Genomic DNA, 26,509 nt, shown 5'->3' with positions numbered 1-26,509 from the left:
ATAATGCCACTCCACAAGAATCCAATTATCAACACGACCGTAAACAATATCACGGGTGTTGCGATACCTACGACCATTAAGACTACTGCTGAAAATAGTGATTATTTTATCGGCATTGATGCCAATGGGGAGCTTTACAAGATATCAAAAGCCAACTTACTAGCAGGGTTGTCTACTGGTGGTGGTACGGTTAATAGTGATGTTAACTTCGCTAATGTTTACTTGTTGTTGCACGGTGAAGGCTCTACTGTGTTAGACAGTTCAGCGAAAGCTTATAATATCGCAGGAAATGCTTCTCTTAGTTCTACGTGGCATCAATTCGGAAGTCAGAGTATCTTTTTTAATAATTCATACCTTTCTGTTGCTAATCCCGGTGACATGGTTATTGGCACACAGGACTTCTGTTTAGAAGCATTTATACGGCTAACTGCATACCCGGTAGACTATGCGGTCATATTCAACAATTTCTTATCCTCATCACAGAGGTTTGTAGTTTATCTCGCAAATAACACTACTACTGGTGAAAACGGGCTAACGGTCACGAACGGAGTTTTTAATGTCACTCAATCGATTTCATCTGCGAGTTTGAATTCACTTGGATGGAATTTAAATCAGACTTACTATATTGCAGCCAAGCGAATAAATGGTCAAGTTTCGCTATGGAGGGATGGGGTACAGATTGCGTCAGGAGCCATGAATACTGACTTCAATTATGTGGCAAATACATTCATTGGCGCTTACTCATCAAATAATTATTTTTTTGCGGGCTACATGGATGAATTCAGGTTCTCTCTAGGTGTTAGTAGGAATGTATCCGTAATACCCAGTACTGCTTTCCCCGATAACTAATTTATATATTCGTGAGTGACATATTTTAGTGACACTTAAAATGACATCCACAGATGTCACTCTACAAAACAATACCCCAAGGTAGCACTACACTATCCTGGGGTATTTTGTGTCGGCTATTGCTTGTCTTGTAGTAGCCTGTCAATCAGTTCTTGTTGCTTGCGTAATTGTTCTTTAAGTAGGTCAAGTTCTGATTGTTGTTGTGAGTGTTGGTTAACTGGTAGCTCAGGGTTGATTTGTGTTGCATATCTTGCAATATCTCTATAGTGTTTTCTTGACATCTCTTCACTGTGTTCACACCATGCATTGACTATTGCTGCATCCCTGCCTAAATCAAATATTTGGTGAGTAATGAAAGTGTGACGTGTATTATAACAAGGTAGGTATCTTTTGACCTTACCCTGCTTGATTAACTCAGGAATAATACCTTTATTGCGCGACCCCTCATACCCATGCCATACACGTTGTAGTGAATCAGAATTTATCGCTTTACCTGCCTTATTTTTGAATAGATTCTCATTCGGTTCCCCTTGTGGGATGGATTTTAAGAGATTCCATAGTTCACCGTTTTCAGGCATGGGAAACATACGCGTTGTATCGTTTTTAGTGGATTTATAGATTTTGAGGCGATTGTTGTAATTTCTTCTTAGTAGTATTCTTTCTTTATCCCATTCAACATCTACCCACCAAATAGCAATTGCTTCACCCGTCCTACAGCCAGTGAGAAATTTAAATTTAATGAGATTGTAATAATGCTTGACTCTACTGCTGTCACTTTGGATGTATTTTAGTATTTCTTGCGCCTCATCCCATGTGTAGGCTTTGCTCTTGTCTAAAACGTCGTCATCATTTTCTATTTCCTTGTTTTGGTCGATAATGCGCTCACGCTTGGTCTTGGTGTTAATATCCTCTGCCATTCCATCAAAAAGATTCTCATTGACTTTTTTTTGCTTAATAGCTAATCGGTAGGCTTCTGACAAACAAGATAGAATTCGTTTAACTGTTGAATGACTGTAATTGATTAATAGCCAGTTACGCATCTCTAAAGGAGACTCCCCAGTTTCGTCAAGCGATTTTTTTATAGCACGCAAATACTCTCCTCTAAACTTCAATTGATACACAGTTTCAGACAAGCTCTCTCTCCTGAATGAACAGTACATATCCCAAACTTCCATGATGGACAATTCAGGCTTGGGCGGTAGTTGGTCGTCTAAGGTAGCTTCACTCTTCACCAACCTCAACCTTGCTTGTAAACCGTATTCCTTTAAAATCTCCTGATATCGTCCCAAGTTAAAATTCCCTTCACCGTCATCTAGTTTTCCATCCTCAAGTTCGATTTGTAATCGCCTCTGTAGCTGACTGGCTTTACTCTCCCAACCATCTATTAGTGAAATACCAGTTGCTAGTTTTATCTGTCCCTTGTTGCAGTAACTTCTAGGGAAACAGGCTTTGATACTCCCTGAATCTATCCTTACCGCTACTTGTCCTTTTTTCGTTTTACCAGTTGGTGTTTTGCCAGTGTTTACCATAATGCTCACTTAATGCTCAAAATGTGGAATTCAATTTTTAAGTAACCAATGTTTAAGTATTGTAGCAGACTTATTGTCTACAGCGATGCGGACAATAGGCATATTGATTCAATGCCGCAATGGAAATATATTCAGTTTGATTCATAATTGAGTGGTTTTTAAATGATTATTAGAATTATGGAGAATATAGCCGTCGTGTCATTCCCATTCCCATAGTTGTTTTGCGACCAATTCCTGCATACAAAGCAAAATCAGCTAAAGCATTAAGTTGCTTAATTTGTATGGGTTCAATTTGTCCCAAAATTTTGTAATTAACTTCGCCAATAATGCCAATAAATTTGCTGCGAGAGTCGGTTAATATTTCTGTGTGAATATTGACAAATGAGGGAAATATTGACTCAATCGCAATCTGAGGAAATTCTATGCCACTGTATTTATTCCACCGCGAAAGTAGGGAATTGAAAACAGATTCTCTGGTAGGAAGGGTAGTATCATACTGTCCTTGACGAAAGGCGGTAGGCGTGGAAAAGCTAAGGTTAATGGAAGAATTGCGCTCGCTAGCTTCTTCGTATAATTGAGCATAAGTACTGGCATTAGCCCAAGGTTGAATAGATTGGGGTGTGCCTTGAATGCTGGTAATATACAAGTCAGCCGGGCCAAGATGCCAAGGGCGATTGGGATTAAGATTTAGCCAAAGTTGGGTAAGTTTGCTAAATAGAGTGTCATCTAATAAAGAGATGCGCCACCAACAAGGAGTTCCGGCGGGAATGGGTTGTTGATGTGAATATTGCAATTTAGATCCCCCTTTACCACCCTTCAAAAGGGGGGAGTTAGTTTGAAGGGGAGAGAGAGTAAAGGCTTTATCTGCGGTGGAATCGTGCAAGCGATCGCCTAATTCTTTATCTACAGAACTAACAAGGGTTAAAAATAGAGCGTGGAGATGTCTACCTGTGAGATACTGTGGTGGAATAGGCGATTGAGGTAGCAAATTCAACACTAAACTATGAGGCATACTTTCTTTTTTTGGTTGTAGACTGAGTGCTTCTTGACTCTACAGTAAACTCAGGGATTTCCTGGAGTTCAGCATCACTCAAACTATACTGTTCGCAAACGAGACTTAGGCGATTTCCTGGGGTTTTGACAGCATTAACCGAATGGGTTAAATCACCTTGAAAATAAACTAAAGTATTGAATTGGGGCTTAATTTGCCCAAGTTGGCGTTTGTGCGATCGCAATACCAGTTCTCCCCCTTCCATATCCGCAGGTACGCGCACATAAAGCACACTGACAACCGCAGGCGGTTCAATGGTTTTAGAGTAGGAACGCAAAGAGCGATCAATATGCGGATCGACGCGGGAGCCTTCTTTGAGTTGTAAAGGATTGAGGTAAAAAGCATTACAATTCGGCTGGAGAGCCAAATCGAGGTAAGGTTTGAAGTAGGGAAACTGCTGTTCTACTTTTGCTAATCCAGAACGTTGAAATACGACAGAAAATCCTTTAGTGGCGACAAAATCGCGGTTGAGGTTGTTGATAGCAAAGTAAGGACAAGCTTGGATTTCTCCCCACAAGTTGTTTAGGTAGTCGCTGGGGAAGGCGTTGGTTTGTTGTTGATAGTGTTTCACTGGGGATGTGGGGAGCGTACAGAACTAACAGGGGCTAAAAATTGTAACGTAATTTGTGACTGGAAGCTAGAACCTGCGAAAAATCAAAAACGTGGTAAAGGTTTTAGGATGTGATTAATTCCGAAAACGATATTCTATCCGAACTGGAATTTTTAAGTTTTGAATGCCATCAAATTGATAGTATTGACCTCGCATTTGGACGTTTTGAATTAAGCTAACTGGAGGCATATTCACAACATCATAGCTAATCACTTGATTCGTGAACATGACATCTAAAGGATTTAATGGATGTGTACAAGTAAATATACCTTCAGAAATTTTAGGTTTCGGTAATGGTTCAACCGTTACTTCAGCCTTGCTCATCCATTTACCCAAGCGAATCCACTTTGGTAGTTTGAGTTCTTTTTGCGAAATGACAAAAAACTCAAATCGACTTTCAGGCGCTAATTCACGGATACGTCCAAATGTTGGGATATTTTTGCTGATTTTATCCATTTTGACATGGTAAGAGAGGTTAGCAAATTTATAAGTGTGCGTCACATAAGCAGAATTTAAAGGACGTGCAGGTGTAATATAAATACCTTGCTGATTGAGAGGTTCTAACTCTCTTTCGTAATGCGGTATATGTTCTGCATCGTAATAGCTGCTTTTTGCTAAACCAAGAGCGTAAGTCAGAGCATAATTATGTAAGTATTGCTCTGTTACATAAAGTCTACCTAATTCACGAGTAGCAAAATACAATGGGTTTTGTAAGGTAATGAGAAGACAGTAAATGTGCATAAATTATGCTTCCTCATCTTCAGCAGTCTTATTTTTATTCCTTCTACTTCTGCTGCTAGTGTTGCTATTTTCTGGATTTTCTTCTTTAAGAACACCCACTGCTTTTGCATAATTTAAAGTCTCTTCTGTCAATGAATTCAACCATTGTTGGAAACTAGCCTCATCTGCAAGAATAGATTGAGCTTCATTTTGAAGAGATACAAGAGCTTCTTTTGCAATTAATTCATAAAAAACTCCGTCTTCTTGAATTAATTCATTCACAGCTTGTTCGGTAGCTTCTTTAAGAGAATCAAGTCCATAAGGAGGTAAGACATCTCCGATAATGTCGTAAATTTTTTGAGTTAAGCGCAGGTTACTGAAAATTTCGCCATCAGCAAATATTATTGCTACAACCTTATTTCGCATCTGTCCAGTGCGTGTAGTTTGGGCACCGTAACGTTTAGTACGGTACAAATTATTTAACAGATATAAAAAAGTATTTGGTGTTGGGTCGCGTAATGTAACTACGCTGGGAAAAGGAACTTCTGGTAAAACATGGTCTTGTTCACTGAAACGGTTAGTAGTGTCCGTTCCTTGCGTCATAGTTCCATCTTCGTAGGGTGCATTCAGCGTAAAAGTTCCGTGGGACTCTTCATATTTAGGAACAGCGTAAGCTGAATCTATAAAAACTTTGGATTTCTCCGAACCAGAATTATCTGCACCACCTTTACCTACAGCATAACCGTAAATAACACAATCAGGACAAACTCCACAAGGATTTTCATTGTAAGCGCAGTCTTTTTTATGTTGGGTTTTGATGTAGTTGTAAACTTCATAACGCCGCAATAGTTCACGCCCTGTTAAGCGTTCAGGAGTAGTTTGTTTACGTTTAAAAAGTACTAAACGGCTAATTACTTGTGAATCATTAATTCCTGCTCTAACTCTAGCTACATTTAATTCTCCATCAGTTTTAAATACTGCATAAGAGTCAGTTTCTCGCATAATTACAAAGTGAGCATATTTAGCTCCAGGAATGCGGGGAATAGATTCTTGAAAATGTTTTTTGTACTGTTCAAACATTAATTTAACTCCTTGTTTTCTGAATTTTGTGTTTTTACTTCAGGTTTTTTGATGTACTGTTTGATATACCAAGCTTCCGCCGCATGACGAATAAGATTGATATTTTGTCTTAGAAGTGATCTTTCACCCCTACAATAGTTCTTAAAAACTTCTTTGACAAAGTATTGGGCAAAGTCTTCAATCAGAGCTTGACGCTGGTTTTTATCCTTCACTGCTTCTGATGGGATATAACCTTCGTTATTGTTATTTAGTACACCATCTACTAGAGAAAACAAGTAACCCTCTATCATTAATTGCAAGTCTTCTTCAGCAGTATTGGGCTGACTTTCCAAGATAACTTTTGCGGCTATGTTTAAAGGTCTAAGTCTTGTGTAAGCTGAAGAATTTTTACCTGAAGCTCGATAAAAACGAGCATATTTATTCACTAATGCTTCAATCATTTGCATAGGGCTATTACATTGGTAATAATTACTCAAAATTTGGTAGTAATTCAACAATTTTGCAGAAACAATAATTGATGGATCATTAAGTTGAGTTGTTTTTTTCTTGCGCTCCTCCTTTTTAATATTTTCGAGTATGCGTTCTGCATAATGGAACACATACAAAGGACTAGTATCCAAAGATTGAGAAATATTATTTAAAGCATTCCAAACAGGAAAATTTCTACTATCACGGTATGCTTGGGATGCCAGAGCATACACAGAAAATGCAGCAGGAATAGCATTTGTTAACTCATCAAGACGGAAACTAGATTTTCTGATGCTGTGTTGCCAATAGGTATGTACACCATCCAAAACCGCAGTTTCTTTAAAATCTGCTCCTGAATCATATGGTGGAAGAGTTGAACGACTAGCAACCACTTTAACCCCAAAGGTTAAAGGTGCAATTAGCGTTAATAGTGCTGGTATATGCCATACTTCTGTATCAGTTGGTTTCTTAAATAACGCTGGAATCCCCAAAAGATAATAGCCGTGCATCTGTCCTTCTAGATATTCCACTTTTTCAAGCCGCCGCTTCTCATTTTCTTTAGAATCACTACCTACCCTAAAAACATCTGCACGAGGGATATACTTAGGATCATAATTATGTTTAGCTAATTCTTTATCTAAATCAGAAAAGACATTTTGAGCAAAGCTTTTATAGGCTCGATTCATTATGAGAGCCGTTTCTGGTGTAAAGTAATAATCTGGGTAAAGATGCAGGTAAACAAGATCATCATCTGCTTCTAAACTCCGGTGTAAAGAATAACTGCGAAGTAGTTTTTCTACTTGACAGACTGTACAAATGCCACGTAAAGATTCTTTAGAAAGGCTAGTCACTCGCTTGTTAGTATAACTAGAAAATTCCTCTCGCACATTAAAGGCACTATTACAAATAGCACATATTGGTTCACGTTTGCGATTGGCTTTATTACGATGGTAACGATTTAACTCTTTTTCAAAATCATGTTGTTTATCACTATCGCTGATATCTAATACTTGAGCAATATAAGCATCAATAAAAGTAAACGCTGTTAATTGTTCTGGTTTACCCCATTCTGTGATAACTTGGCGAATAGCTTTTATCATTACATTTTCAAGTTCAGCATCATTTAAACTGCCATTCTTACCGATATAATGACCAGCTAAAAAATACCAACCATGAGGTACACCCCCAAGAGCAGGTATGCGTTGTAAAGCTTCTACATATTTGTTCATATCCAAAGCATTAAGTAAAGCTTGGATAGCCTTCTCTTCAATTACTCCATAGTATTCTTGGAGAATGTCTACTAGTCCTCTGACTCCTTCTGCTAATCTATCTACCTGTAAATTAGCGGGATAATTCCAATCTAAATTTACTAATTCAGGAAGTAACTTGATCTTTTCTCTTCTTTTGCCAGTTACAGAGGTTCGTTTGTCACCAAGTATATTAAAAACCTGACGGATAAGAGTTTCTGCTGCAAGTTCAACATCAGCCACTTCTTTCATATCTGGTTTGCAACTGATAATACCTTTGGGTTGACGATAAATTAAACTACCCAAACCCTTGGCAGCAGTTTTTAAGATGTGCGATCGCACTATTTCAGCAAGGTTTGATAAATCTGGTTTCTCACTACCCTTTGGTGCAAAGTATGTAATGCCATCAGGGAAGAATAAAAAATCTTTCCATCCAACTTCCCTTGCTTTCTCTAATACTGCATTGTGGATTGTTTGAGTTAATAGTCCTCGGTTTTCTATAGTACGATGATGGCGAATAACATATCTATCCTTTAACCTGCGTCGTACAATTGCCCGAATGTTTTCTTGATATAAACTATCTGGACGATGAGCCATAGAAGCTAATAAATCAGCAAAGCGAACAAATTCGGCTAAATCCATCAAATATTCAGGAGCTAATTTGATTTCTTGAAAGTTAGCAAGAGTTAGATTTGCTCCTCTTGCATCTTCAGCATTTTGAGCAAGAAAAGCTATGTCTTGCCAATATTCACTGCTAATAAATTTCCATAGTCCTAAAGTTTCAGCCCAAACATCAAAATAATGATGGTATTTATCCCATTCCTTACCATCCATCCGCACGTTACCCAATTGCGTGAGTACAATTTTATTGAGATCGTGCAGAGTAACTGCTGCTAAATATAACCGTTGCTCAAGCTCATCTAAATTTGCTAATTTAACTAGAGTCCAACCACCAACAGCCGCATTTAAAAGGTGTATAGCTAAACTTTGGTCTTTATGTTCAACTAATTTAGTGAGAATCTTGTCTTTTTTATCTGGTTTTACATTAACAGCTAATTTTTCAGCCGCTTCTAAGCTCATTCCTTTTGCTGGCTTGAGACTGAAGTAATCAAGAATATTGGGAAATACCTTTTCTATCCAATCTCTCAAAACTTTATCTTCAGCCTTATTCAAAGTATCTAATGCTAGAACTACTAAGGGAGGCTCTTTTTCCGGTATAACTGGTTTACCATAATTATTAGGCTGTAACCAATCAAAATCATCTGTCATTTTTTACTCTCCTGCTATAAATATTTCATTTGTTTTTTGCCGACAAAGAAGACTATCCAAAAGCAGTGCATCCAGTCCAAAAGCAACAGGATATTGTTTTAGACTTAAATCTACTACTTTGTGTAATTCAAATAAGGGAGGTAATCTATAAATACGACGCAATGCTTTAATATCGTATTTACTAGGGTCTGCAACGCAAGTTGTAAGGGGTAAATATTCAAGTTGTTCATTTATTTTTTTAATTTCTCTATGCCGACTCTGTATAAAAAATCCTTTCCTTTCTTGTGCTATGTTGAGATTTAACCTATCCAAATAATCTGTAAAAGTTACTTCTACAAGTTCATAGCTATTTAAATATTGTGTGATCCGTGCATATAATCCTAAATTGTTTTTATAAAAGGGTTCATTTAAATTTCGACTAACTTCTTGAGCTTCATCTTCTGAAATAAGTTTAAAATCTGTTCCAGCAAGTAAACGTAATAAACTAATACTCCTGACTGCATTTGTGTCTGGATCATTAATCCATATATCTAACTGTCCTGCACCTCGAAAAGTCTCTAAATCCTTAATAATAATTTTGTGTTCTTTGAGTTCATTCAGCCTACACCATTTGGGAGTTGCACCAACAAGCCGCGTGGCTTCCTGAGAATAACGCTCAATCAGAGTTTGATATTGATCCTTTTGTTGACTAAGAAAACAATATCTAATTGTTGAGAGAACACAACCCCAACGGCTTAAATATCGCTGAAATTCTTGAGGCTTTTGATATACATTATCCCTAACAGTTTGAAAGAAACTTTCTCTGTCAACTTCAGTTTTACTGCTATAAAACTCAGAAAACTTATCTTTTACCCAATCTGGAACTAAAGCTATTGCTTGGTAAGTAATAAATCCATCATGTCTTCCTAGTCGTCCTAAACGCTGAATAAATGTACCAGCATCTAAAGATTCGTAAATTAAAAAATTTATGGCAAAGTCTACACCTACATCAACTGTGGAAGTTGCAATAATCAATTGTTTATTCATTGCATCTTCTCTAATTTTTGCACCAGTGAGACCTGTATTTTCTCCTATGCTTAAGCCCAAATTAGCATTCTCTAAAGTTCTGACTATTCGCTTGGCAGTAAATACACTGTTAGCAATGATAAGTCCTTTAGATTTAGGATATTGAGAAAAGAATTGCTTGATGTATTCTAAATTTTCAAAAACCCAATTTTCAATTCCCCCATTGCTTTGCTCAGAAGTAACTAAATCTAAATCCACTTCATATAAAATTCTCCGATGAGTATCACTTCTTTTTAAATCATGCTCATATTCACCCTTAATAATTTTTGGAGTAATTCCTGCTTTATCAAGCACTCTCAATAAAGCATTATCTGGGGTAGCAGAAAGAAAAAGAAATTTTGCTGCAAAACGCTCTCCTAAACTTGCTCTGTTAAATGCAATTCCATCCAGAACATTAGCAATTTGCGGTGCATTAAAAATGTGGAATTCATCAAATACTATATAGCGGTATTTATTAAACCAAGTTTCAGCTAAACGAGCTTTGTTACCTACTCTGCGATCATAGTGTAAACGATGAATTAAAGTAAAAATGTCAGGGTTGGTTGCAACTATCTTATTATCATTAGCAAAATTTCTTAATGTTTCCAGTTTATTAAAACCTTCTGCACTTATGTATGAAGCTAATTTAGCTCCTGTGAGTTCTCCTATTTGTAAATCAATATTAAATTCATTTTTCCATTTTACAATTTGTTTGGTTTGATCGCGAATAAGTTCATTTGTAGGATAGTTAAATAAACCTTGTCCTAGCTCTAATTCACGTTCATCAAATGCTGGAAGAAGAGCAGCTAAAGTTTTACCGTCACCAGTTAGAGCAGTATCAAAGACAACTTGAGAAGTTTTTATAGCATCCCAAACTTCTTGTTGATGGGTAACAAGTTTAATATGAGAAACTGAAGTTTGGGAATATTTTGACCATGTGGAAAAGAGTTTTATTTTCATAAATTACTCTAAATTCTGAAAAATCGGATAGAATCTGGCATGGTTACACATACAGTAAATTAGTAAGAATCTGCAAAAACATTCCTTATCATCTCCGCACTATAGGCAATACAAGCTAGTATGTCTTCTTTTTCTATGCCCGGATAAGCTTCAAGAATGGTATCAATTGTTTCTCCTGCGGATAAAAGGTCAAGAATTAGAGAAACCCAAATCCGATGTCCACGAATGCAAGGTTTACCAAAACAAATATTTGGGTCAATGGAAATTCTGGACAGCAAATTATCATCGGTCATAGTATTGACCTCACTAGCTGCTTTTTCAGGAAATGGGAGTAGCTGGAACTACCCCCAATATACGAGAAATATTATTTATGCGATCGCTTTCTGCTTGATGAGCAGTCTATACTCGTGCTGTTGACCTTGGATACGACGTTTATCAAACTGATAACCACGCTTTTTGAGAGTGTGCATAGTTGCAGAAAATCGATGGCTAATTTTCTCTACTAGCTCCTCTGTAGAATGCCAGCAAGCATCTGACATCAGTTGAAGCATCCGATCTTGAAGGTTATCTTTCATCAGAAATTACCTCGATAGGTTTACGCCGAAAAAGCCATGTTAGTGCTAACCTATGAGATGCCACTCAACATAGGTGAACTGAAACAGCTTTGTTTCGGTTCACATTAATATAACACTAAAAGCTTGTCTGTAGTAAAGAAGTGATTAATATGCTCAATCAACAAAATTATGAACGAGGTTTTTTTAGATGTATACTGAAGAAGCCTTGAGATTCAAACCTAATCCCTATCAGGGATTGAAATTGTAGGAAAGATGTGATCAAGGCATTAAGATAATTCCTAAATCCCTATCAGGGTTTGTTAGCCAGAGCAAGACTCTGGCTTTTTTTATATATTTATTCCAATACCTTATATTCTGTCCGTAATTAGTTGTTAAAAACTATATTTGCACGCAAAATAGAAGTTGACAAGAGAAAATATGTACAAAGTATACGGACATTTTTAATGAGTCGAAAAGGTCAATCTATTACACTGTCGATATCAGAACGTGATAAAGCCGAGCTAGAAGCGATCGCCTTAGAATTCGGTATGATGTGGGGCGATCGCCCAAATATCTCTAAACTGATAGAAGCGATCGCTCAACGTAAGTTACTCATCGGTAACAATAACGATTGGAAACAGTCACGCATCCGTGCACTACATCGCTGTATTGCGGCTTTAACTGATATTGGACAAATTGAACAAGCCCAAATCATTGCAAACTTACTTCTCGAACGCAGTGAACTATCATTACCATTGCGAGGCGAAATTGAACGTTTCTTAGAGAATTTGCCTCCACCTTGGCGCTTAGAAGTAGACCGTTATATATTACGGGAACAGCCCTTTCAGCTTTCTTATCAAGATGCAGCAGAGCGTGTGTTTAATTTTACTGTTCGCTGTGCCAAAGTTACGCCCCACGAAAAGCGGCTATATCTTGATTGCTGGTGCGAAGAGACAGAAGGAAACTTTGATATACCAGAACTGGCTCACAACTGGAGTTTACGGTTAGACAGGATTACTGAAGCTGCTGTCATGCCAATTTCTGGCGATTGGCGAAGTTTGGCTGAAATAGAAGTGGAAATGCATCTATTTGCTGGCTTGGCTTTTGCCTATCAAGCTAAACCAGAAGACAATATTAATGAGTGGATACCAGATAAAGCACGAGTCAGGCGAGTTGTCAGGCGAGTATCTAGTACATTTTGGTTTATGCGGGAAGTTATGCAGTATGCGCCAGATTGTGTAGTGATATCGCCTGAGAATGTGCGCGATCGCCTCAAACAAAAACTCCTCACTCTATGCCAGTTATACGATATCGAAACCAAAAGTTAAGTCTTGTGGGATAGGCATCTTACCTGCCTGGTTGTTGAGTTTCGACTACGCGGCAGTTGAGCGTAGTCGAAACACTGCCTCCAGCCTTTCTTTGTAAAAATTCTTTCTGTTGAATAACCCATTGGGGCGGATTCTAGCAGTTGTAGCAGGAGTGAGGGGTTTCCTTTTGGGAGCAGTGACGATGCTATTATTACGTCGCAGGACTAAGCCACGAACCGAAAGGATGTAGCAAATAAAGTGGGAATAAGTACCTATCAACTCAGTAAAAATACTAGCTTTCATCGTCGTCTCAAAGCAACCCTAGTAGTTTTATTAGTCTGGGGTGGCGTGAGTTTGCTGCACTGGCTACCAGAAACACAATGGTTGATGCTGGGATTAACGGCAATCCTGACTGTGCAAACGTTACGGATGCTGTTAGCCAAACCAGCGGCGGCGGTGATGGAGAGTGAAATTTATTTACCGCCAGTCTCGATTTTAGTTCCGGCTAAAAATGAAAGTCCAGTCTTGGCTAATCTAGTTTACAGCTTATGCCAACTGAATTATCCCAGCGATTCTCTAGATATCTGGGTTGTTGATGACGGTAGTACCGATGAAACGCCCCAGGTTTTGAAAGAATTACAAACTCAATTTCCAGCTTTACAAGTTCATCGACGGGAATCAAAAGGTGGTAAATCAGGCGCATTGAATGCGGTGTTTCCCTTTACTCAAGGGGAGATTATCCTAATCTGTGATGCGGATGCTCAGTTAAGAGCCAATTTTCTCCAGCAAACAGTACCTCTGTTTCATCAGCAAGCGATCGGTGCAGTGCAAGTACGAAAAGCAATTTCTAATGCTAATACCAATTTCTTAACTTGTTGTCAGCAGATGGAAATGAATTGTGATAGCTTTCTACAAACCCATCGCATTGCTATTGGTGGTATGTCTGAACTGCGCGGTAATGGGATGTTAGTTCGTCGGGAATTGTTAGAAAAGTGTCAAGGTTGGAATGAGAACACTGTCACCGATGATTTGGATCTCTGTTTCAAACTCTATTTAGCAGGTACGGAAATTGAGTTTGTTACAGTTGCATCAATTCAGGAAGAAGGTGTAACCACTTGGGAAAAACTTTGGAATCAACGCTGTCGTTGGGCTGAAGGTGGCTATCAGCGTTATCTAGATTATTTTCCGCAAATTCTTACTTTAGGTTGGGCAAAAGAAATTGATTTAATATTATTTTTTATATTGCAATTTCTTCTACCAATTGGATTAATACCCGACTTACTTTGGACAATTTTTTATAGCCATCATCCAGTTCTGTTTCCCTTGCAAACACTACTCAGCATCATTCTGACAATTGCCTTTACTGCTGGACTTTACCAATTTCAAAATTTACGAGGATGGTCTTTGGTTTGGGCAACAATTCAAGGGTCATTATACATGGTGCATTGGATTCCTGTGATGATTGTAGCCACTTCAAAGATGTGTGTGCAGCATGAGCGATCGCGCTGGGTAAAAACTGAACATAGAGGAGGATTTAATGGAGAGGCTTGAACCCAAGTTGTGAGCGCTCAGTCGAAGGATTTTCATTTTAATCCAAAATCGTTCGACTGAGCGACTTGCCTTGAGTTTCGACTGCGCGGTAATCGAGCGACTTGTACTGAGCGTAGTCGAAGTAAGTCGAGATTCAACTACCGCGAAGTCGAAAGGAGCCGAAGTCTAAAATCTAAAATCTAAAATTGTTCGGTCACAGCTTCTAGACATAACCAAGGTTAGTTAATTCGGAGAAGCTGTGATTAAACTTGGCGTTTTTTTTGATGAGATATTAGCTAATTTAATCCATCAGATGCTGCTGTACTTTGGAAACTAGTTCATTTGTCCAGTAGTTGGCAAGTTCGGCATTGGCTGCTTCCACCATTACTCTGATGACTGGTTCTGTGCCAGAAGCGCGAACCAAAATTCTGCCGGAATCGCCCATTGCCGCTTCAGCAAGAGCGATCGCTTGTTGCACAGGTTGGCAATCTTGCCATCCCAAACGGCGATCGCGATCGACAACGCGCACGTTCCGCAATAATTGGGGATAGGTTTGGAAGCTTCGATCTACTAATTCGCTCAAGGGAACACCCGCCTCTCTCACCAAAGATGCTATGTGTAATGCGGTTAACAAGCCATCCCCAGTCACGGCATAATGGCGGCAAAGAATATGCCCTGATTGTTCGCCACCTAGCATTCCCCCAGTGCGCTGCATTTCGGCTTGCACGTATTGGTCGCCAACTGCGGTACGAATTAAGTTACCACCAATTTGCTGCCAAGCTTTTTCAAAGCCTAAGTTAGCCATGACTGTAGATACAATCAAGTTGTCTGGCAATTGTTGGTTTTGTTGTAAGTGTCGTCCCCACAGGTAGAGAATGTAATCGCCGTTAACTTGCCTGCCTGTATTGTCTACTGCTAAGACGCGATCGGCATCGCCATCGAAGCCAAAGCCGATATCGGCGTTGTGTTCTTGTACCGTTGCTGCCAGAATGTCTAGGTGCGTGGAACCGCAGTTTACGTTAATGCGATCGCCATCTGCCTCGTTATGCAAGCAGATTACCTCCGCTCCCATTTGTGTAAATACTGATGGTGCTAACCCAACTGCGGCTCCCCACGCCAAGTCTAAAACAATCTTCATTCCCTGAAGATTTAGGGCACCGTTTAAGGGTTTTTTCAACGCCGAGCTATAATCTTCCACTAACTCGAAACGTGAGTAATGCCGTCCGCAATTACTGACTCTCGCGATCGGTGATATCTTGCCACGCAGTCCTGCTTCTATTTCTGTCTGCAATATTTGCGGCAACTTCCCACCATTGCTACCAAAAACCTTAATCCCATTGTCTTCTGGAGGATTATGGCTGGCAGAAATCATTACTCCGCCAATGGCATCACTGATACTGGTGAGATAGGCAACGCCAGGAGTGGGACATAATCCCAAATACCAAACCTCTAACCCCGCTGCTGTTAACCCTGCACTCAAAGCCATTGCCAGCATATCGCTGGAGTTTCTAGAGTCCTGTCCGAGAATGACTGGCCCTACTTGAGTTGCATGATTACGTAAAACAATCCCCGTCCAAAAACCAACTTGCAATGCTAAAGGCGCATTCAGTAATTCTCCGACTCGTCCGCGAATCCCATCTGTGCCAAATAAGGGATTTGCTGGTAATGGGATTAAATTCAGTCCAAAACTGCTCTCAATCCCTTTGCCCAATCCCTCAACTTCAGAAGTAGAATTCCCAGAAATGCCCGATGTCCGAGTTATAGATGAAACCATATTTTTAAACACTCCACACAATCACACTGAAAAATAAATAGCACTTAAGACTTTATTCAGCAATTTTGACATGCTTTTTCTCTTTAATAAATTCATTTTAGATCGAACTATCTTTACGTAATAATACTGAATTTTTTCTTCTGAGATTGTAAATCTTTGATAAAGTCAGTATTGGTTTTTACTTTATTAGTAAAGTCTCCACATCTTAGCTAATTATTCCTTTTCTGCCGACAACTTTCGTTTTGATTTTTATCTGTATTAGTTCACACTTTATAATGCTATTACCAGGCAAGTATGTAATAAATATTACTTTTAGTGGCTCGCAAAATTTTTCATCCAAGCTGAGAATGAAAGCAAGATTCACCTAATACAACAAAAAATCAAAATCCTCAAATCTAAAATTCTGTTCTCTTAGCCCGATCGCTGTGTAAAAAGCTACAAAATCATCGTAGCTTAAAAAATTTTAATATAAATTCTCATCAAATAGTTTTAAGGTAACGTTTTAATGGCCTTTTTAGCCGTTAGTGAATTAAAACTCCGGCAGTTAACTTTTTAAAGTTGAGAAATTTAGCATGAGCAGCAATTTAGCAACCAAATTACGTGTAGGCACTAAGAAAGCCCACACAATGGCAGAAAATGTTGGTTTTGTCAAGTGCTTTTTAAAAGGAGTAGTAGAAAAAAACTCTTACCGGAAACTTGTTGCTAACTTCTACTTCGTCTACTCAGCGATGGAAGAGGAGATGGAAAAGCACCGCCAGCACCCAATAGTTTCTAAAATTAACTTTCCTCAGCTAAACCGCAAGCATAGCTTAGAGCAAGACCTAAGTTATTACTTTGGTGCAAACTGGAGAGAGCAAATCAAACTATCTCCCGCAGGTGAAGCTTATGTACAGCGCATCCGAGAAATATCTGCTACAGAACCGGAATTGTTAATCGCTCATTCATACACTCGTTACTTGGGTGACTTATCCGGGGGACAAATTCTAAAAAATATTGCTGTTACAGCAATGAATTTGTCTGATGGACAAGGTACAGCCTTTTATGAGTTTCCAGAAATTCCTGATGAGAAGGCATTTAAAGCCAAATATCGGCAAATTTTGGATGAATTACCCCTTGACGAAGCGGCAACCGATCGCATCGTTGATGAAGCTAACGCCGCCTTTGGTACGAACATGAAGCTGTTCCAGGAATTGGAAGGTAATTTGATCAAGGCGATCGGTGTGATGCTGTATAATAGTCTTACACGGCGTCGTACACGTGGTAGTACTGAACTCGTCACAGCTGAGTAATCGTGTTGAGATTGCGGAGTCTGGTGTGTGGAGTCATAAATTCAGATAGCCTGATGAAGGATAATTCATAGGTGTTTCTGGCGAAAGAGCAATCGACGCTCAAAATATTTAGGGGCAATAGCCTTGTGACTGCTTTTGAGATGTGAAAGCAAGCATGGGGAAATTGCCCCTCAATTTTGATTTCATTGGGAATTGGGAAGATAAGTATCTGAATTCAGATCCCAACCAAATTGTGAAATATTTTTTAGTTTAGTAGTTTACACTAGCACATTTATTAAGAAGGGGAAGGGACAAGGAGGAAGGGGAAAAGGTAAAAACCTCGCCCGCAAGTGGCGCGACCTAATTCATCCCTTTTCCCTTTAACCTTTAACCTTTTCCCCTCTTTTTATTTCTGTTGTGTATAGTTGCAGATGATACACGAGAAGCATTTATCGCTCGCGAGATGGAATAGTATCGATGCTTTGTCGAGTTCTGACTGAATCGGGCTGATAAGCAGCAAATATAAAATAATTAAATACTCAGCAAAAGTCGGCAGTATTCCAAAATGGAATACGGAAATGGAATTTAAGTATATCGAGTCACGACATCGAAAAAATTGTCGCGCTCAAATCTGATTCATTAAAACTACGGTAATACGATAGGTTTATGATATATTACCACCATCAGAAAATTGTCTACTTGTAAATTCAGAGTAGTTTCCAGCCGCTCTCAAGCTTTCGATTTTGACTAAAATTTTGCCCAATCGAGTTTTAGCTGATTTGTTAGCGATGACAAATTAGGCTTTGTTACATCACTTGCAAAGTGAGAGAAATAACCAAGCAGTTTCAATTACAAACGCACAATTATGGTAGATATTAAGTTTGCATACTGGATTCCCAACGTTAGCGGGGGGTTAGTTGTTAGTAAAATTCCCCAACGGACAGATTGGACTTACGAATACAATGCTCAACTGGCTCAAACAGCTGAAGAAGTCGGGTTTGAATACGCTCTAGCACAAGCCAGATTTATCGCCAGCTACGGCGCTGAGTACCAGCTAGAGGCATTAACAACCGTATCAGCGTTGGCTCCAGTCACCAAGAAATTAAAGCTAATTGCGGCAGTTCACCCCGGATTGTGGCATCCGGGAGTAGTTGCCAAAATGGGTGCTAGTATTGATTTTCTCTCTAACGGTCGGTTTGCTCTGAATGTAGTTAGCGGCTGGTTCAAAGATGAATTCACTATATATGGCGAACATTGGTTAGACCATGACGAACGCTATCGTCGTTCAGAAGAATTTATCCGCGTTCTCAAAGGTTTGTGGACTGAGGATGAGTTTCACTTTAAAGGCGACTTTTACCGCATTAACGGCGGTTGGGTGAAGCCTAGACCAATTAATCAGAATCCTCACCCGGAGATATTCCAAGGTGGTAACTCCAAAGCAGCGCGGCGCATGGCTGGCCGCGTCTCTGATTGGTATTTCATGAATGGCAATACCATAGAAGGCGTGAAAGAGCAGATTGCAGAGGTGTCTGAATTAGCGAGTCTTGAAGGACGCACAATTAAGTTTGGTTTGAATTCCTTTATCATCGTGCGAGATACGGAAGCAGAAGCGCATGAAGTATTGCGCGATATTATTGCCCAAGCTGATGTGGAAGCGGTGAAAGGATTTGGCGAAGCGGTGAAACAGGCGGGAGCTTCAACTCGTGAACGTCAGGGAATGTGGGCGAATTCCAATTTTGAAGACTTGGTGCAGTATAACGATGGCTTCCGATCGGGGTTGATTGGCACGGCTGAACAAGTAGCTGAGAAGATTCGCCAGTTCCATGAAGCGGGAGTCGATCTAATTCTTGGTGGCTTCTTACACTACACAGATGATCTTCCAGCATTTGGTAAGACAGTAATACCAATTGTGCGCCAATTTAAAGCTAATCCTCGGACAGCTGATGAGTTGGTTGGAGTGTAGATTAACAGCAACATACTCTGTAGGAGCGGGTTTTGTGGATTGAAGCTGTTGTAGATAACAGCTATATCTGAACGGCACTAAGAAAAATCCAAAGGCTGTCTCATAGTAGTGGCGATTATGAGTTACTCAATCACAATCAAGGAGTTTTACTATGACATCAGTAATTGATGCTGACCAGAAGGCGCATATTATTCAAGATGACAAAGAAGCGATCGCGATCGCTCACGAATTAGCAGCTGAGTTTGCCAAGGGAGACTCAGAACGCGACCAAAATCGGCGTTTACCTGCCCAGGAAGTAGAAAAGTTCTCCCAGAGCGGATTGTGGGGAATTACAGTCCCGAAAGAGTATGGCGGTGCTTTTGTATCGAATGCCACTCTCGCAGAAGTAGTTAAAATCATCTCCGAAGCTGATTCTAGCCTCGGTCAAATTCCCCAAAACCACCTCTATATGGTCGAAGCAGTCCGGTTGGATGGTACAGATGAGCAGAAGAAGTTCTTCTTTGATTTGGTTCTACAAGGTAAGCGCTTTGGTAACGCCTTCTCGGAAATTGGCACTAAGTCTGTGACTGATGTCCAAACAAAATTAACACCAGATGGCTCTGACTTTGTACTCAACGGACGCAAATACTACTCTGCTGGGGCATTACTTGCACATTGGGTTCCTGTAATTGCCAGTAATCCAGAGGGTAGGACAGTGGTGGCATTTGTCGAAAGAGATGCCGAAGGATTAACCCTACTTGATGATTGGACAAGCTTCGGACAGCGTACCACTGCTAGCGGCACTACCATTATTGAAAATGTGAAAGTTAAGGCAGAACACGTGATTCCGCACTACTTAGCCTTTGAGAGAGCAACACCAATGGGTGCGATCGCCCAAATCATCCAAGCCGCCGTAGACGTGGGAATTGCTAAAGCCGCAGTCCGTGACACCATCTACTTTGTCCGCAACCATACTCGCCCTTGGGTTGACAGCAATTTAGAAAAAGGCTACGAAGACCCCCTGACGCTCTATAACTTAGGCAATGTCCAAATTCAGGTTCACGCTTCTGAAGCATTACTGCGTCGTGCAGGCGAATTTATTGACATCGCCAACGAGTCAGGCTTAGAAGAACCCAAGGTAGTTGAAGCATCAATTGCAGTTGCCGAAGCCAAAGCCTTAGCCACCGAAGCAGCATTACTAGCTACCAACAAATTGTTTGAACTAGCAGGTACTAAATCCACATTGGAGCAATTCAACTACAATCGCCACTGGCGAAACGCCCGCGCTCACACACTCCACGATCCCGTGCGTTGGAAATACTACGCTGTTGGTAACTACTTCCTCAACGGTGTCTATCCCCCGCGCCATCCTTGGTTGTAATTGCAGGATTTTCTACTGGGGTGAAGCTTTCAGAATTAACATTTACCAGAATGCTTTACCCCTGATAAATTTATTGATTTGGCATCCCGCTCAATCAAACTCCGCCAAATATTAGCGGCTTCTTCATAATTTTTCACTTATTCGGCAGATGTTGCTTTTTGTTCCAACTCCTCTACCGTTTGTGCCACAATGATTTGCAAAATTAAAGCCAAACCTAAACTCAACAAAAACGGGAATATTTTCAGGTTTACCATAGACTTTCAGCTTAAAATAACTAAGTAAATCTTCAAACCAAGCTTAATCTCAGTATTTAAGTTTGTAACCCGTAAAACTTACCATACTGAGTAAATCAGGCAAAAATATGGCTACGAAAATTCCTGTCACAGTAATCACAGGCTTCTTAGGTAGTGGAAAAACCAGCCTAATTCGCCACTTGCTACAAAACAACGAAGGACGGCGTATTGCCGTTTTAGTCAATGAATTTGGCGAACTCGGTATTGATGGTGAATTGTTAAAATCTTGTCAAATTTGCCCTGAAGATGGTAATGGTGACACTAATATCTTTGAATTAACCAACGGCTGCTTATGCTGCACCGTGCAGGAAGAGTTTTACCCGACGATGCAAGAGTTAATCAAGCGGCGAGATAGCATCGATTGCATTTTGATTGAAACCTCTGGTTTAGCTTTACCAAAACCGCTGGTGAAAGCTTTTCGTTGGCAGGAAATTCGTAACGCCGCCACTGTAGATGCGGTGATTACCGTGGTAGATTGTGCGGCGGTTGCAGCCGGGACATTTGCTAGCGATCCAGAGGCGATCGCTGCCCAGCGACAAGCAGATGATAATCTAGAACACGAAACACCCTTGCAAGAATTGTTTGAAGACCAACTTGCTTGTGCAGACTTGGTGGTGTTAAATAAAATTGACTTGGTAGATGCAGAGACAAAAGCCAGAGTTGAAGAATTGATTAAGCAAGAGTTGCCCAGAGTGGTGAAAATTGTCGAGAGCGACCGTTCTCAACTAGACACATCTATATTATTAGGATTTCAAGCGGCAGTTGAAGACAATTTAGATTCTCGTCCTAGTCATCACGATACCGAAGAAGACCACAATCACGATGAAGAAATTACTTCAGCTAATTTAATTTTGGATCGTACCTTTGACCCCGAAAAGTTGCAACAGCAGTTGCAAACATTGGTACAACAACAAGAAATTTATCGGATTAAAGGCTTTGTCGCAGTGCCTAATAAATCCATGCGCTTAGTGATGCAAGGCGTGGGAACCCGATTTGATAAATTTTACGATCGCCCCTGGAAAGCAGAAGAAGCTAGGCAGACGCGCTTAGTTTTCATCGGACGTGATTTGAATTCTTCAGAAATTGAATCACAGCTTGTAGCTTTATAAGTTAGGAGTTAAGAGTTAGGAGTTAGGAGTTAAGTGGAACTAATACACTGTGGCGGAAGTTTACCCAATACAGTTCGGATAAGCATTTTGAACTCAAAATAGGGTTTGGGGAAAAGATAAATGGGTTTGCGGTTAAAGGTTTTTTATTCCCCTTTCCCCTTTAACCAAACCGTATTGGAAGTTTGCCTGCCTTTAACAAGGAAACTTTACCATTGTCTATCGATTCTTATGCGGCTTATAGCAACTTATAATGGTAAATTTATGCCGCTATTGTGTATTAGTTAACTCCAAATCAAAAATAATACCAATAACTCAAAGCTCGGAATTTTTTACTCTCAACTCCTAACTCCTAACTCCTAACTTAAATCCTCAACCTTCACTTTACAAATATATGACGATTTCTCAAATATTTAACGTTGCCAACCTCTTCGTTTTGCCATTTTGGGCGTTGATGATTTTATTGCCGAACTGGAAATTTACACGGTGGATAATGTCATCATATCTGCCCTTTGTGCTGTTAGCAGGAACATATTTATATTTGTTTATTAACAGCATTACTCCAGAAAATGCTCAAGCTTTATCGAATCCTCAATTAGCTGATATTGCACGGTTTTTTGCAGATGAAACAGCTGCGGCAACAGGTTGGATTCATTTTTTAGTGATGGATTTATTCGTCGGTCGCTGGATTTATTGGGAAGGACAGAAAACAGGTGTTTGGACAATTCATTCTCTGGCTTTATCTTTGTTCGCTGGGCCGTTAGGATTACTATCTCACATTTTAACTGACTGGATTACTAAGAGATTTTTCCCAAAGTTTCAGCAGAATGAAAAGGCGACATTAGCAGAACAAGAAGTACCATCAACTACCACATAGCAATAGAGGCACACATCTGTGCGCCCCTATTAATGATAATTGCTAATAGTTTACTTCCCTTACCAATTATCTCATTTTTAAATCATTAACTGTTACCGTGTCTATAGTCAGCATCTATCCAGCAGCGTGGTAGAACTTCACCTGAAGGAAAAACAAGATTTTGTTTTTTAAAAGTTTCAGGTTGCTGTTCTTCTTGACCTTCTTGGTCTTTTGCCCGAACAACATCAGTATTCGGGTCAATTAATTCCTGAATTTCAACAATTTTTACCAATTCACCACTATCTTTGACTTGTAAAAGCATAGAAATCGCCTCAATAAGTTTGCATGAAAGTTAAGAGCAAGTTTAAGATAAACTCATTCTCGTCTCAACCAATTTAGAAGGTCGAGATTCCTTAATTGTTAAAGGAAATTTTTACCAGATATGAACACATAAATTACACCAAATTTATCTATGTGTCTCTGCGGTTTTTATCTTTATAAAATTGGCGCAACAAAATAATCCTCAATTCAGCATTTCAAATCCAATCAGGAAATACTGACCGAGAAAATTGTCTAATTCAAATAATCTTGGTTGTAGATATTAGATTTCGCGTTGATATTTTTCTAAAATATCAACTAATGTTACTTGGCATTGCAGTGGCAGTAAATCACTTAAAGGTAGTTCGCTTCTACCGCCGCCAATTTTGACTGTAATTGATTTCAAGACGTTTAAAACTCGATCTTCACTTACATTGTTGGAAGTAATTAAGGGATACAACTGTTCAGCAACAAGGGTGTGCAGTTTGGCATTAGATAAATAAAGATGCCATTTGGCAATGTCTATGTAGACATTTTCGCCAATTTCAGCTGCTAGGGCTTCCAGTAGTTCTGTGGTGTTAGTCTTTGCCATAAAAATAACCCTACGTTAAGAAAAAGTGCGAAATCTCAAGCTTTTTACATTATCGCTCAATTAATAGGCTGATTCTACTACCACAGGTTACAATCGCCCCAGCATCAGTAATCCGTCTTCAGGTGGATTTAGGTGGAGTTTCGCTGTAATTAGCGATCGCACTAATATAAATCAGATGCACTAATACTATTCCTGTCCAACTTGCAGTAAACAATGGCAGCCAGTCCCAGGTAGTGCTTTTCAAAATATGAAAAAACCATAAGCCAGAATTAATCGTAGCAGCGATCGCTACATGCAAAGCAAAATTCATTCGGTCATCAATCTTGCGGTAATCAGGGTCTTTGCGATCGGGTTTGCGAGGCCAACGAGGAGGCATAAATATTTGTTACAGATTTAAATACACCCTACTCATTCTAAGGTTTTTAGTGCAGTCGTTGCTATTAGACTTCTAGAACCAGTCATAATTGAATTGCAAGTGGAGATGAAGAAGGAAATAGGGTACAGGGTACAGATTAGACTTCTTGCAAAAGTGGGGAAAAGGGTAAGGGTTAAAGGGGAAAGGGCTAATAAAAACCCTTTTCCCTTTGACCTTTTCCCTTTAACCCCTCTTGCAAAAGTTACTTTTGCAAGAGGTCTATTATTCCCTGTCACCTGTCACCTGTCACCTGTCACCTGTCACCTGTCACCTGTCACCTAATATGCCCAATAGCTTATTACTCTGCCGACAAATAATCTCCTGATTTCCCGCCACTCTTACTTATTAAACGAATTGATTCAATTTGAATCGACTTTTCTAAAGCTTTGGCCATATCGTATAAAGTCAAGGCAGCGACAGAAACGGCAGTTAAGGCTTCCATCTCTACACCGGTTTCAGCTTTGGTTTTGACTGCGGCTTGAATTTGATAACCCGGTAGTTGGGGATCGGGTATGATTTCGACTGCGATTTTTTGCAAAGGCAACGGATGACACAGAGGAATTAAATTGGCTGTTTGCTTGGCTGCCATAATCCCAGCCAATCTTGCAGTTGCCAACACATCCCCTTTTGGGACATTTCCGGCTTGAATGGCAGCGAAGGTGGCTGGTAGCATTCGCACGTTGGCAGCTGCTACTGCTTGGCGAATGGTAAGTGTTTTATCAGACACATCAACCATCTGTGCTTGTCCTTGGGGATCTAGATGGGTTAAGGAAGCAAAATTAGCTGGAAAATTATCTTGCGCCATTTGGTTAAAACATGTTAATATAGATTGTCGGTGAGGGCGTGTAGCTCAGTGGACTAGAGCACGTGGCTACGGACCACGGTGTCGGGGGTTCGAATCCCTCCTCGCCCGTTTTTAAAAGTAGAGACGCGATTAATCGCGTCTCTACAAGAGTTGAAAGTTAGGAGTGAGGAATTAAATTTCATCACTCCTAACTTTTAAGTTTTTCAAGGCATAGGCATCTGGAGCTAGACCTAGTGCAAAGCGCAGTGAGTTGGATAAGTTTTTGCTCGAACGGGTGAGGAAGAGGATAAGTGCTAGAGAAGTCATCGCAGCACCATAGCCAAACATATCGCGATAGCCTACAAGTTCTGCGATGATACCCAAAAGAGGAGCAGCGATCGCAACTCCTAAATCGAGTCCAGCTATGCAGATAGCAAAAATTTTCCCCCGTTCTTGCGGCAGCGAACGGTCTGCCATCATGGTAATCATCATCGAGAACAGTGTACCACCACCAGCACCTTCAGCGATCGCAGCCAGTAAGAAAACGATCGCGCTGTCAGCTTGCCACAGCAGTATTAACGCCAAAATGTAGCAAAAAATCCCAAAGGTAATAAACAAACCACGCCCGAAGCGATCGCTTGCTTTGCCAGCAAATATCCTGATACTAAAACTAGAAATTGCCGCAGCTGTAAAAAATAGTCCGCCATTGAAGTCCATCTCAGTGGATTTGAGGAACAACGACACAAAGGTATGTACAGCACCAAGAGACAAACCAACCAGCAACATAACTATAGTTGGAACTCTCACCCGTGGGCTGAACAAAATTTGCCAAAATTTGCGATCTTCTCCCTCTGTCTGCTCCGGCGTTTGCACTGGCGGATTCGTAACTTGTAAAATCCCCAAGAGGGCGACAAAAGCCAATTCGGCGGATAACAGAAATAATATTCCGTAACCACTTGTAGCTTCTAAATACCCACCCAAGGCAGGGCCAATTGCTAAACCAATAGGAGTTGCTAGGGTCATGTAACCAATGATTTCACCACGAGTCTCGGCGGGTGCTAAATCTGCAACTAAGGCACTGTAGCCAGTGGTAAAAGCAGCAATACTAATGCCGTGAAAAATCCGCACCAGGATCAACAGCCCAATTGATTTAGTTGACAAGTAACCAAAAGGTGCGATCGCAGCTACGATCGTACCAATCAACAAGACAATTTTGCGATCGCGTTCATCAGCTAACCGTCCCAGCATCGGGCGAGATAACAATAACCCAATGGCAAAACTGCCCATAACAAGACCAATTTCTTGCTTGCTTGCGCCCACATCATCGATGTAAAGCGGTAGAGTTGGCAAAAGCGAAGACAGGCTCGACCAGAATAATAAACCTGCCGTAAATAAAATCAGCAGGTTACGCCGCAGTTGGGCGTCAAAGGTATTAAATGCTTTCAAGGTAGATGGATGTCAATAAATAGTTAGGAGTTAGGAGTTAGGAGTTAGGAGGTGGGAGTTAGGAGTAAACCAATATTTATGTACTCATCCCCAATGCCCAATGCCCAATACTTCGA

General features: G+C 40.1%; 23 protein-coding genes and 1 tRNA gene. 9 read left to right on the top strand and 15 right to left on the bottom strand.

What is annotated here, in order from left to right; genetic code table 11:
• Window positions 1-3 precede the first annotated feature (3 nt).
• Window positions 4-849, top strand: a complete 846-nt coding sequence (locus NSTC731_RS31725; RefSeq protein WP_445628415.1) for a LamG-like jellyroll fold domain-containing protein — start codon at window positions 4-6, stop codon at window positions 847-849.
• Between the two features lie 116 nt (window positions 850-965).
• On the opposite strand, the gene NSTC731_RS31720 is transcribed toward NSTC731_RS31725, so the two are convergent.
• From NSTC731_RS31720 to NSTC731_RS31680, 9 genes are all read right to left on the bottom strand, one after another.
• Window positions 966-2,378, bottom strand: coding sequence for a site-specific integrase (locus tag NSTC731_RS31720; protein ID WP_445628414.1), 1,413 nt, complete (start codon window positions 2,376-2,378; stop codon window positions 966-968).
• A 175-nt stretch (window positions 2,379-2,553) separates the two neighbouring features.
• Window positions 2,554-3,390 carry a CRISPR-associated endoribonuclease Cas6 gene (cas6, locus tag NSTC731_RS31715; RefSeq protein ID WP_445628413.1) on the bottom strand — a complete coding sequence of 279 codons (837 nt, stop codon included), beginning with the start codon at window positions 3,388-3,390 and terminating at the stop codon, window positions 2,554-2,556.
• The gene (locus tag NSTC731_RS31710) at window positions 3,380-4,000 is read right to left on the bottom strand and encodes a 2OG-Fe(II) oxygenase (protein ID WP_190894279.1); all 621 of its coding nucleotides are present in this window, start codon (window positions 3,998-4,000) and stop codon (window positions 3,380-3,382) included. The genes cas6 and NSTC731_RS31710 overlap by 11 nt, the downstream gene beginning before the upstream one ends.
• 114 nt (window positions 4,001-4,114) lie before the next feature.
• Entirely contained in the window at window positions 4,115-4,780 is a 666-nt protein-coding gene (cas5d, locus tag NSTC731_RS31705) for a type I-D CRISPR-associated protein Cas5/Csc1 (RefSeq protein WP_445628412.1), read from the bottom strand.
• Window positions 4,781-4,783: 3 nt separating this feature from the next.
• On the bottom strand, window positions 4,784-5,839 hold the full coding sequence (gene cas7d, locus NSTC731_RS31700; RefSeq protein ID WP_445628411.1) for a type I-D CRISPR-associated protein Cas7/Csc2: 1,056 nt from the start codon (window positions 5,837-5,839) through the stop codon (window positions 4,784-4,786).
• Entirely contained in the window at window positions 5,839-8,823 is a 2,985-nt protein-coding gene (cas10d, locus tag NSTC731_RS31695) for a type I-D CRISPR-associated protein Cas10d/Csc3 (protein WP_445628410.1), read from the bottom strand. Before cas10d ends, cas7d begins: the two co-directional genes overlap by 1 nt.
• A 3-nt stretch (window positions 8,824-8,826) precedes the next feature.
• Complete coding sequence (gene cas3 / locus NSTC731_RS31690) at window positions 8,827-10,827, bottom strand: type I-D CRISPR-associated helicase Cas3' (RefSeq protein WP_445628409.1); 2,001 nt, start codon at window positions 10,825-10,827, stop codon at window positions 8,827-8,829.
• Window positions 10,828-10,886: 59 nt separating this feature from the next.
• The gene (locus NSTC731_RS31685; RefSeq protein WP_445628408.1) at window positions 10,887-11,120 is read right to left on the bottom strand and encodes a DUF433 domain-containing protein; all 234 of its coding nucleotides are present in this window, start codon (window positions 11,118-11,120) and stop codon (window positions 10,887-10,889) included.
• Window positions 11,121-11,195: 75 nt separating this feature from the next.
• Entirely contained in the window at window positions 11,196-11,402 is a 207-nt protein-coding gene (locus NSTC731_RS31680) for a hypothetical protein (protein ID WP_445628407.1), read from the bottom strand.
• 443 nt (window positions 11,403-11,845) lie between these two features.
• Here NSTC731_RS31680 and NSTC731_RS31675 point away from each other — a divergent pair, with 443 nt between their 5' ends.
• Together NSTC731_RS31675 and NSTC731_RS31670 are read left to right on the top strand one after the other, a co-directional pair.
• The gene (locus NSTC731_RS31675) at window positions 11,846-12,709 is read left to right on the top strand and encodes a WYL domain-containing protein (protein ID WP_445628406.1); all 864 of its coding nucleotides are present in this window, start codon (window positions 11,846-11,848) and stop codon (window positions 12,707-12,709) included.
• Window positions 12,710-12,946: 237 nt separating this feature from the next.
• A complete protein-coding gene (locus NSTC731_RS31670; protein WP_445628405.1) occupies window positions 12,947-14,239 on the top strand; it encodes a glycosyltransferase in 1,293 nt (430 codons plus the stop codon).
• Window positions 14,240-14,519: 280 nt separating this feature from the next.
• Here NSTC731_RS31670 and glmM read toward each other — a convergent pair whose 3' ends face one another.
• Entirely contained in the window at window positions 14,520-15,992 is a 1,473-nt protein-coding gene (gene glmM, locus NSTC731_RS31665; protein WP_445628404.1) for a phosphoglucosamine mutase, read from the bottom strand.
• A 572-nt stretch (window positions 15,993-16,564) separates the two neighbouring features.
• Between glmM and NSTC731_RS31660 the strand changes: the two genes are divergently transcribed.
• From NSTC731_RS31660 to NSTC731_RS31640, 5 genes are all read left to right on the top strand, one after another.
• Complete coding sequence (locus NSTC731_RS31660; RefSeq protein WP_445628403.1) at window positions 16,565-17,281, top strand: biliverdin-producing heme oxygenase; 717 nt, start codon at window positions 16,565-16,567, stop codon at window positions 17,279-17,281.
• An 844-nt stretch (window positions 17,282-18,125) separates the two neighbouring features.
• A complete protein-coding gene (gene sfnG / locus NSTC731_RS31655; protein WP_445628402.1) occupies window positions 18,126-19,223 on the top strand; it encodes a dimethylsulfone monooxygenase SfnG in 1,098 nt (365 codons plus the stop codon).
• Between the two features lie 151 nt (window positions 19,224-19,374).
• Window positions 19,375-20,583: an SfnB family sulfur acquisition oxidoreductase gene (locus NSTC731_RS31650; RefSeq protein ID WP_445628401.1), complete on the top strand. Its 1,209-nt coding sequence runs from the start codon at window positions 19,375-19,377 to the stop codon at window positions 20,581-20,583.
• A gap of 361 nt (window positions 20,584-20,944) precedes the next feature.
• Window positions 20,945-21,985, top strand: a complete 1,041-nt coding sequence (cobW, locus tag NSTC731_RS31645) for a cobalamin biosynthesis protein CobW (RefSeq protein ID WP_445628400.1) — start codon at window positions 20,945-20,947, stop codon at window positions 21,983-21,985.
• Between the two features lie 391 nt (window positions 21,986-22,376).
• On the top strand, window positions 22,377-22,859 hold the full coding sequence (locus NSTC731_RS31640; RefSeq protein ID WP_445628399.1) for an ABA4-like family protein: 483 nt from the start codon (window positions 22,377-22,379) through the stop codon (window positions 22,857-22,859).
• Between the two features lie 85 nt (window positions 22,860-22,944).
• On the opposite strand, the gene NSTC731_RS31635 is transcribed toward NSTC731_RS31640, so the two are convergent.
• The 4 genes from NSTC731_RS31635 to moaC all read right to left on the bottom strand — a co-directional run bounded on the left by NSTC731_RS31635 (window position 22,945) and on the right by moaC (window position 24,968).
• The gene (locus NSTC731_RS31635; protein ID WP_445628398.1) at window positions 22,945-23,160 is read right to left on the bottom strand and encodes an acetyltransferase; all 216 of its coding nucleotides are present in this window, start codon (window positions 23,158-23,160) and stop codon (window positions 22,945-22,947) included.
• Between the two features lie 279 nt (window positions 23,161-23,439).
• On the bottom strand, window positions 23,440-23,748 hold the full coding sequence (locus tag NSTC731_RS31630) for a DUF3181 family protein (protein ID WP_445628397.1): 309 nt from the start codon (window positions 23,746-23,748) through the stop codon (window positions 23,440-23,442).
• A gap of 118 nt (window positions 23,749-23,866) precedes the next feature.
• Complete coding sequence (locus NSTC731_RS31625) at window positions 23,867-24,124, bottom strand: hypothetical protein (protein WP_445628396.1); 258 nt, start codon at window positions 24,122-24,124, stop codon at window positions 23,867-23,869.
• A gap of 337 nt (window positions 24,125-24,461) precedes the next feature.
• A complete protein-coding gene (gene moaC / locus NSTC731_RS31620; protein WP_445628395.1) occupies window positions 24,462-24,968 on the bottom strand; it encodes a cyclic pyranopterin monophosphate synthase MoaC in 507 nt (168 codons plus the stop codon).
• 34 nt (window positions 24,969-25,002) lie between these two features.
• Between moaC and NSTC731_RS31615 the strand changes: the two genes are divergently transcribed.
• Window positions 25,003-25,076 (top strand) — tRNA-Arg (locus NSTC731_RS31615).
• 63 nt (window positions 25,077-25,139) lie between these two features.
• Here the strand turns inward: NSTC731_RS31615 and NSTC731_RS31610 are convergent.
• Window positions 25,140-26,393: an MFS transporter gene (locus NSTC731_RS31610; RefSeq protein WP_445628394.1), complete on the bottom strand. Its 1,254-nt coding sequence runs from the start codon at window positions 26,391-26,393 to the stop codon at window positions 25,140-25,142.
• Window positions 26,394-26,509: the final 116 nt, after the last annotated feature.

It is taken from the genome of Nostoc sp. DSM 114167 (assembly GCF_052692655.1).
Note: the sequence above shows the minus strand (reverse complement) of the source record. Positions and strands in the feature narration are given on the sequence as shown.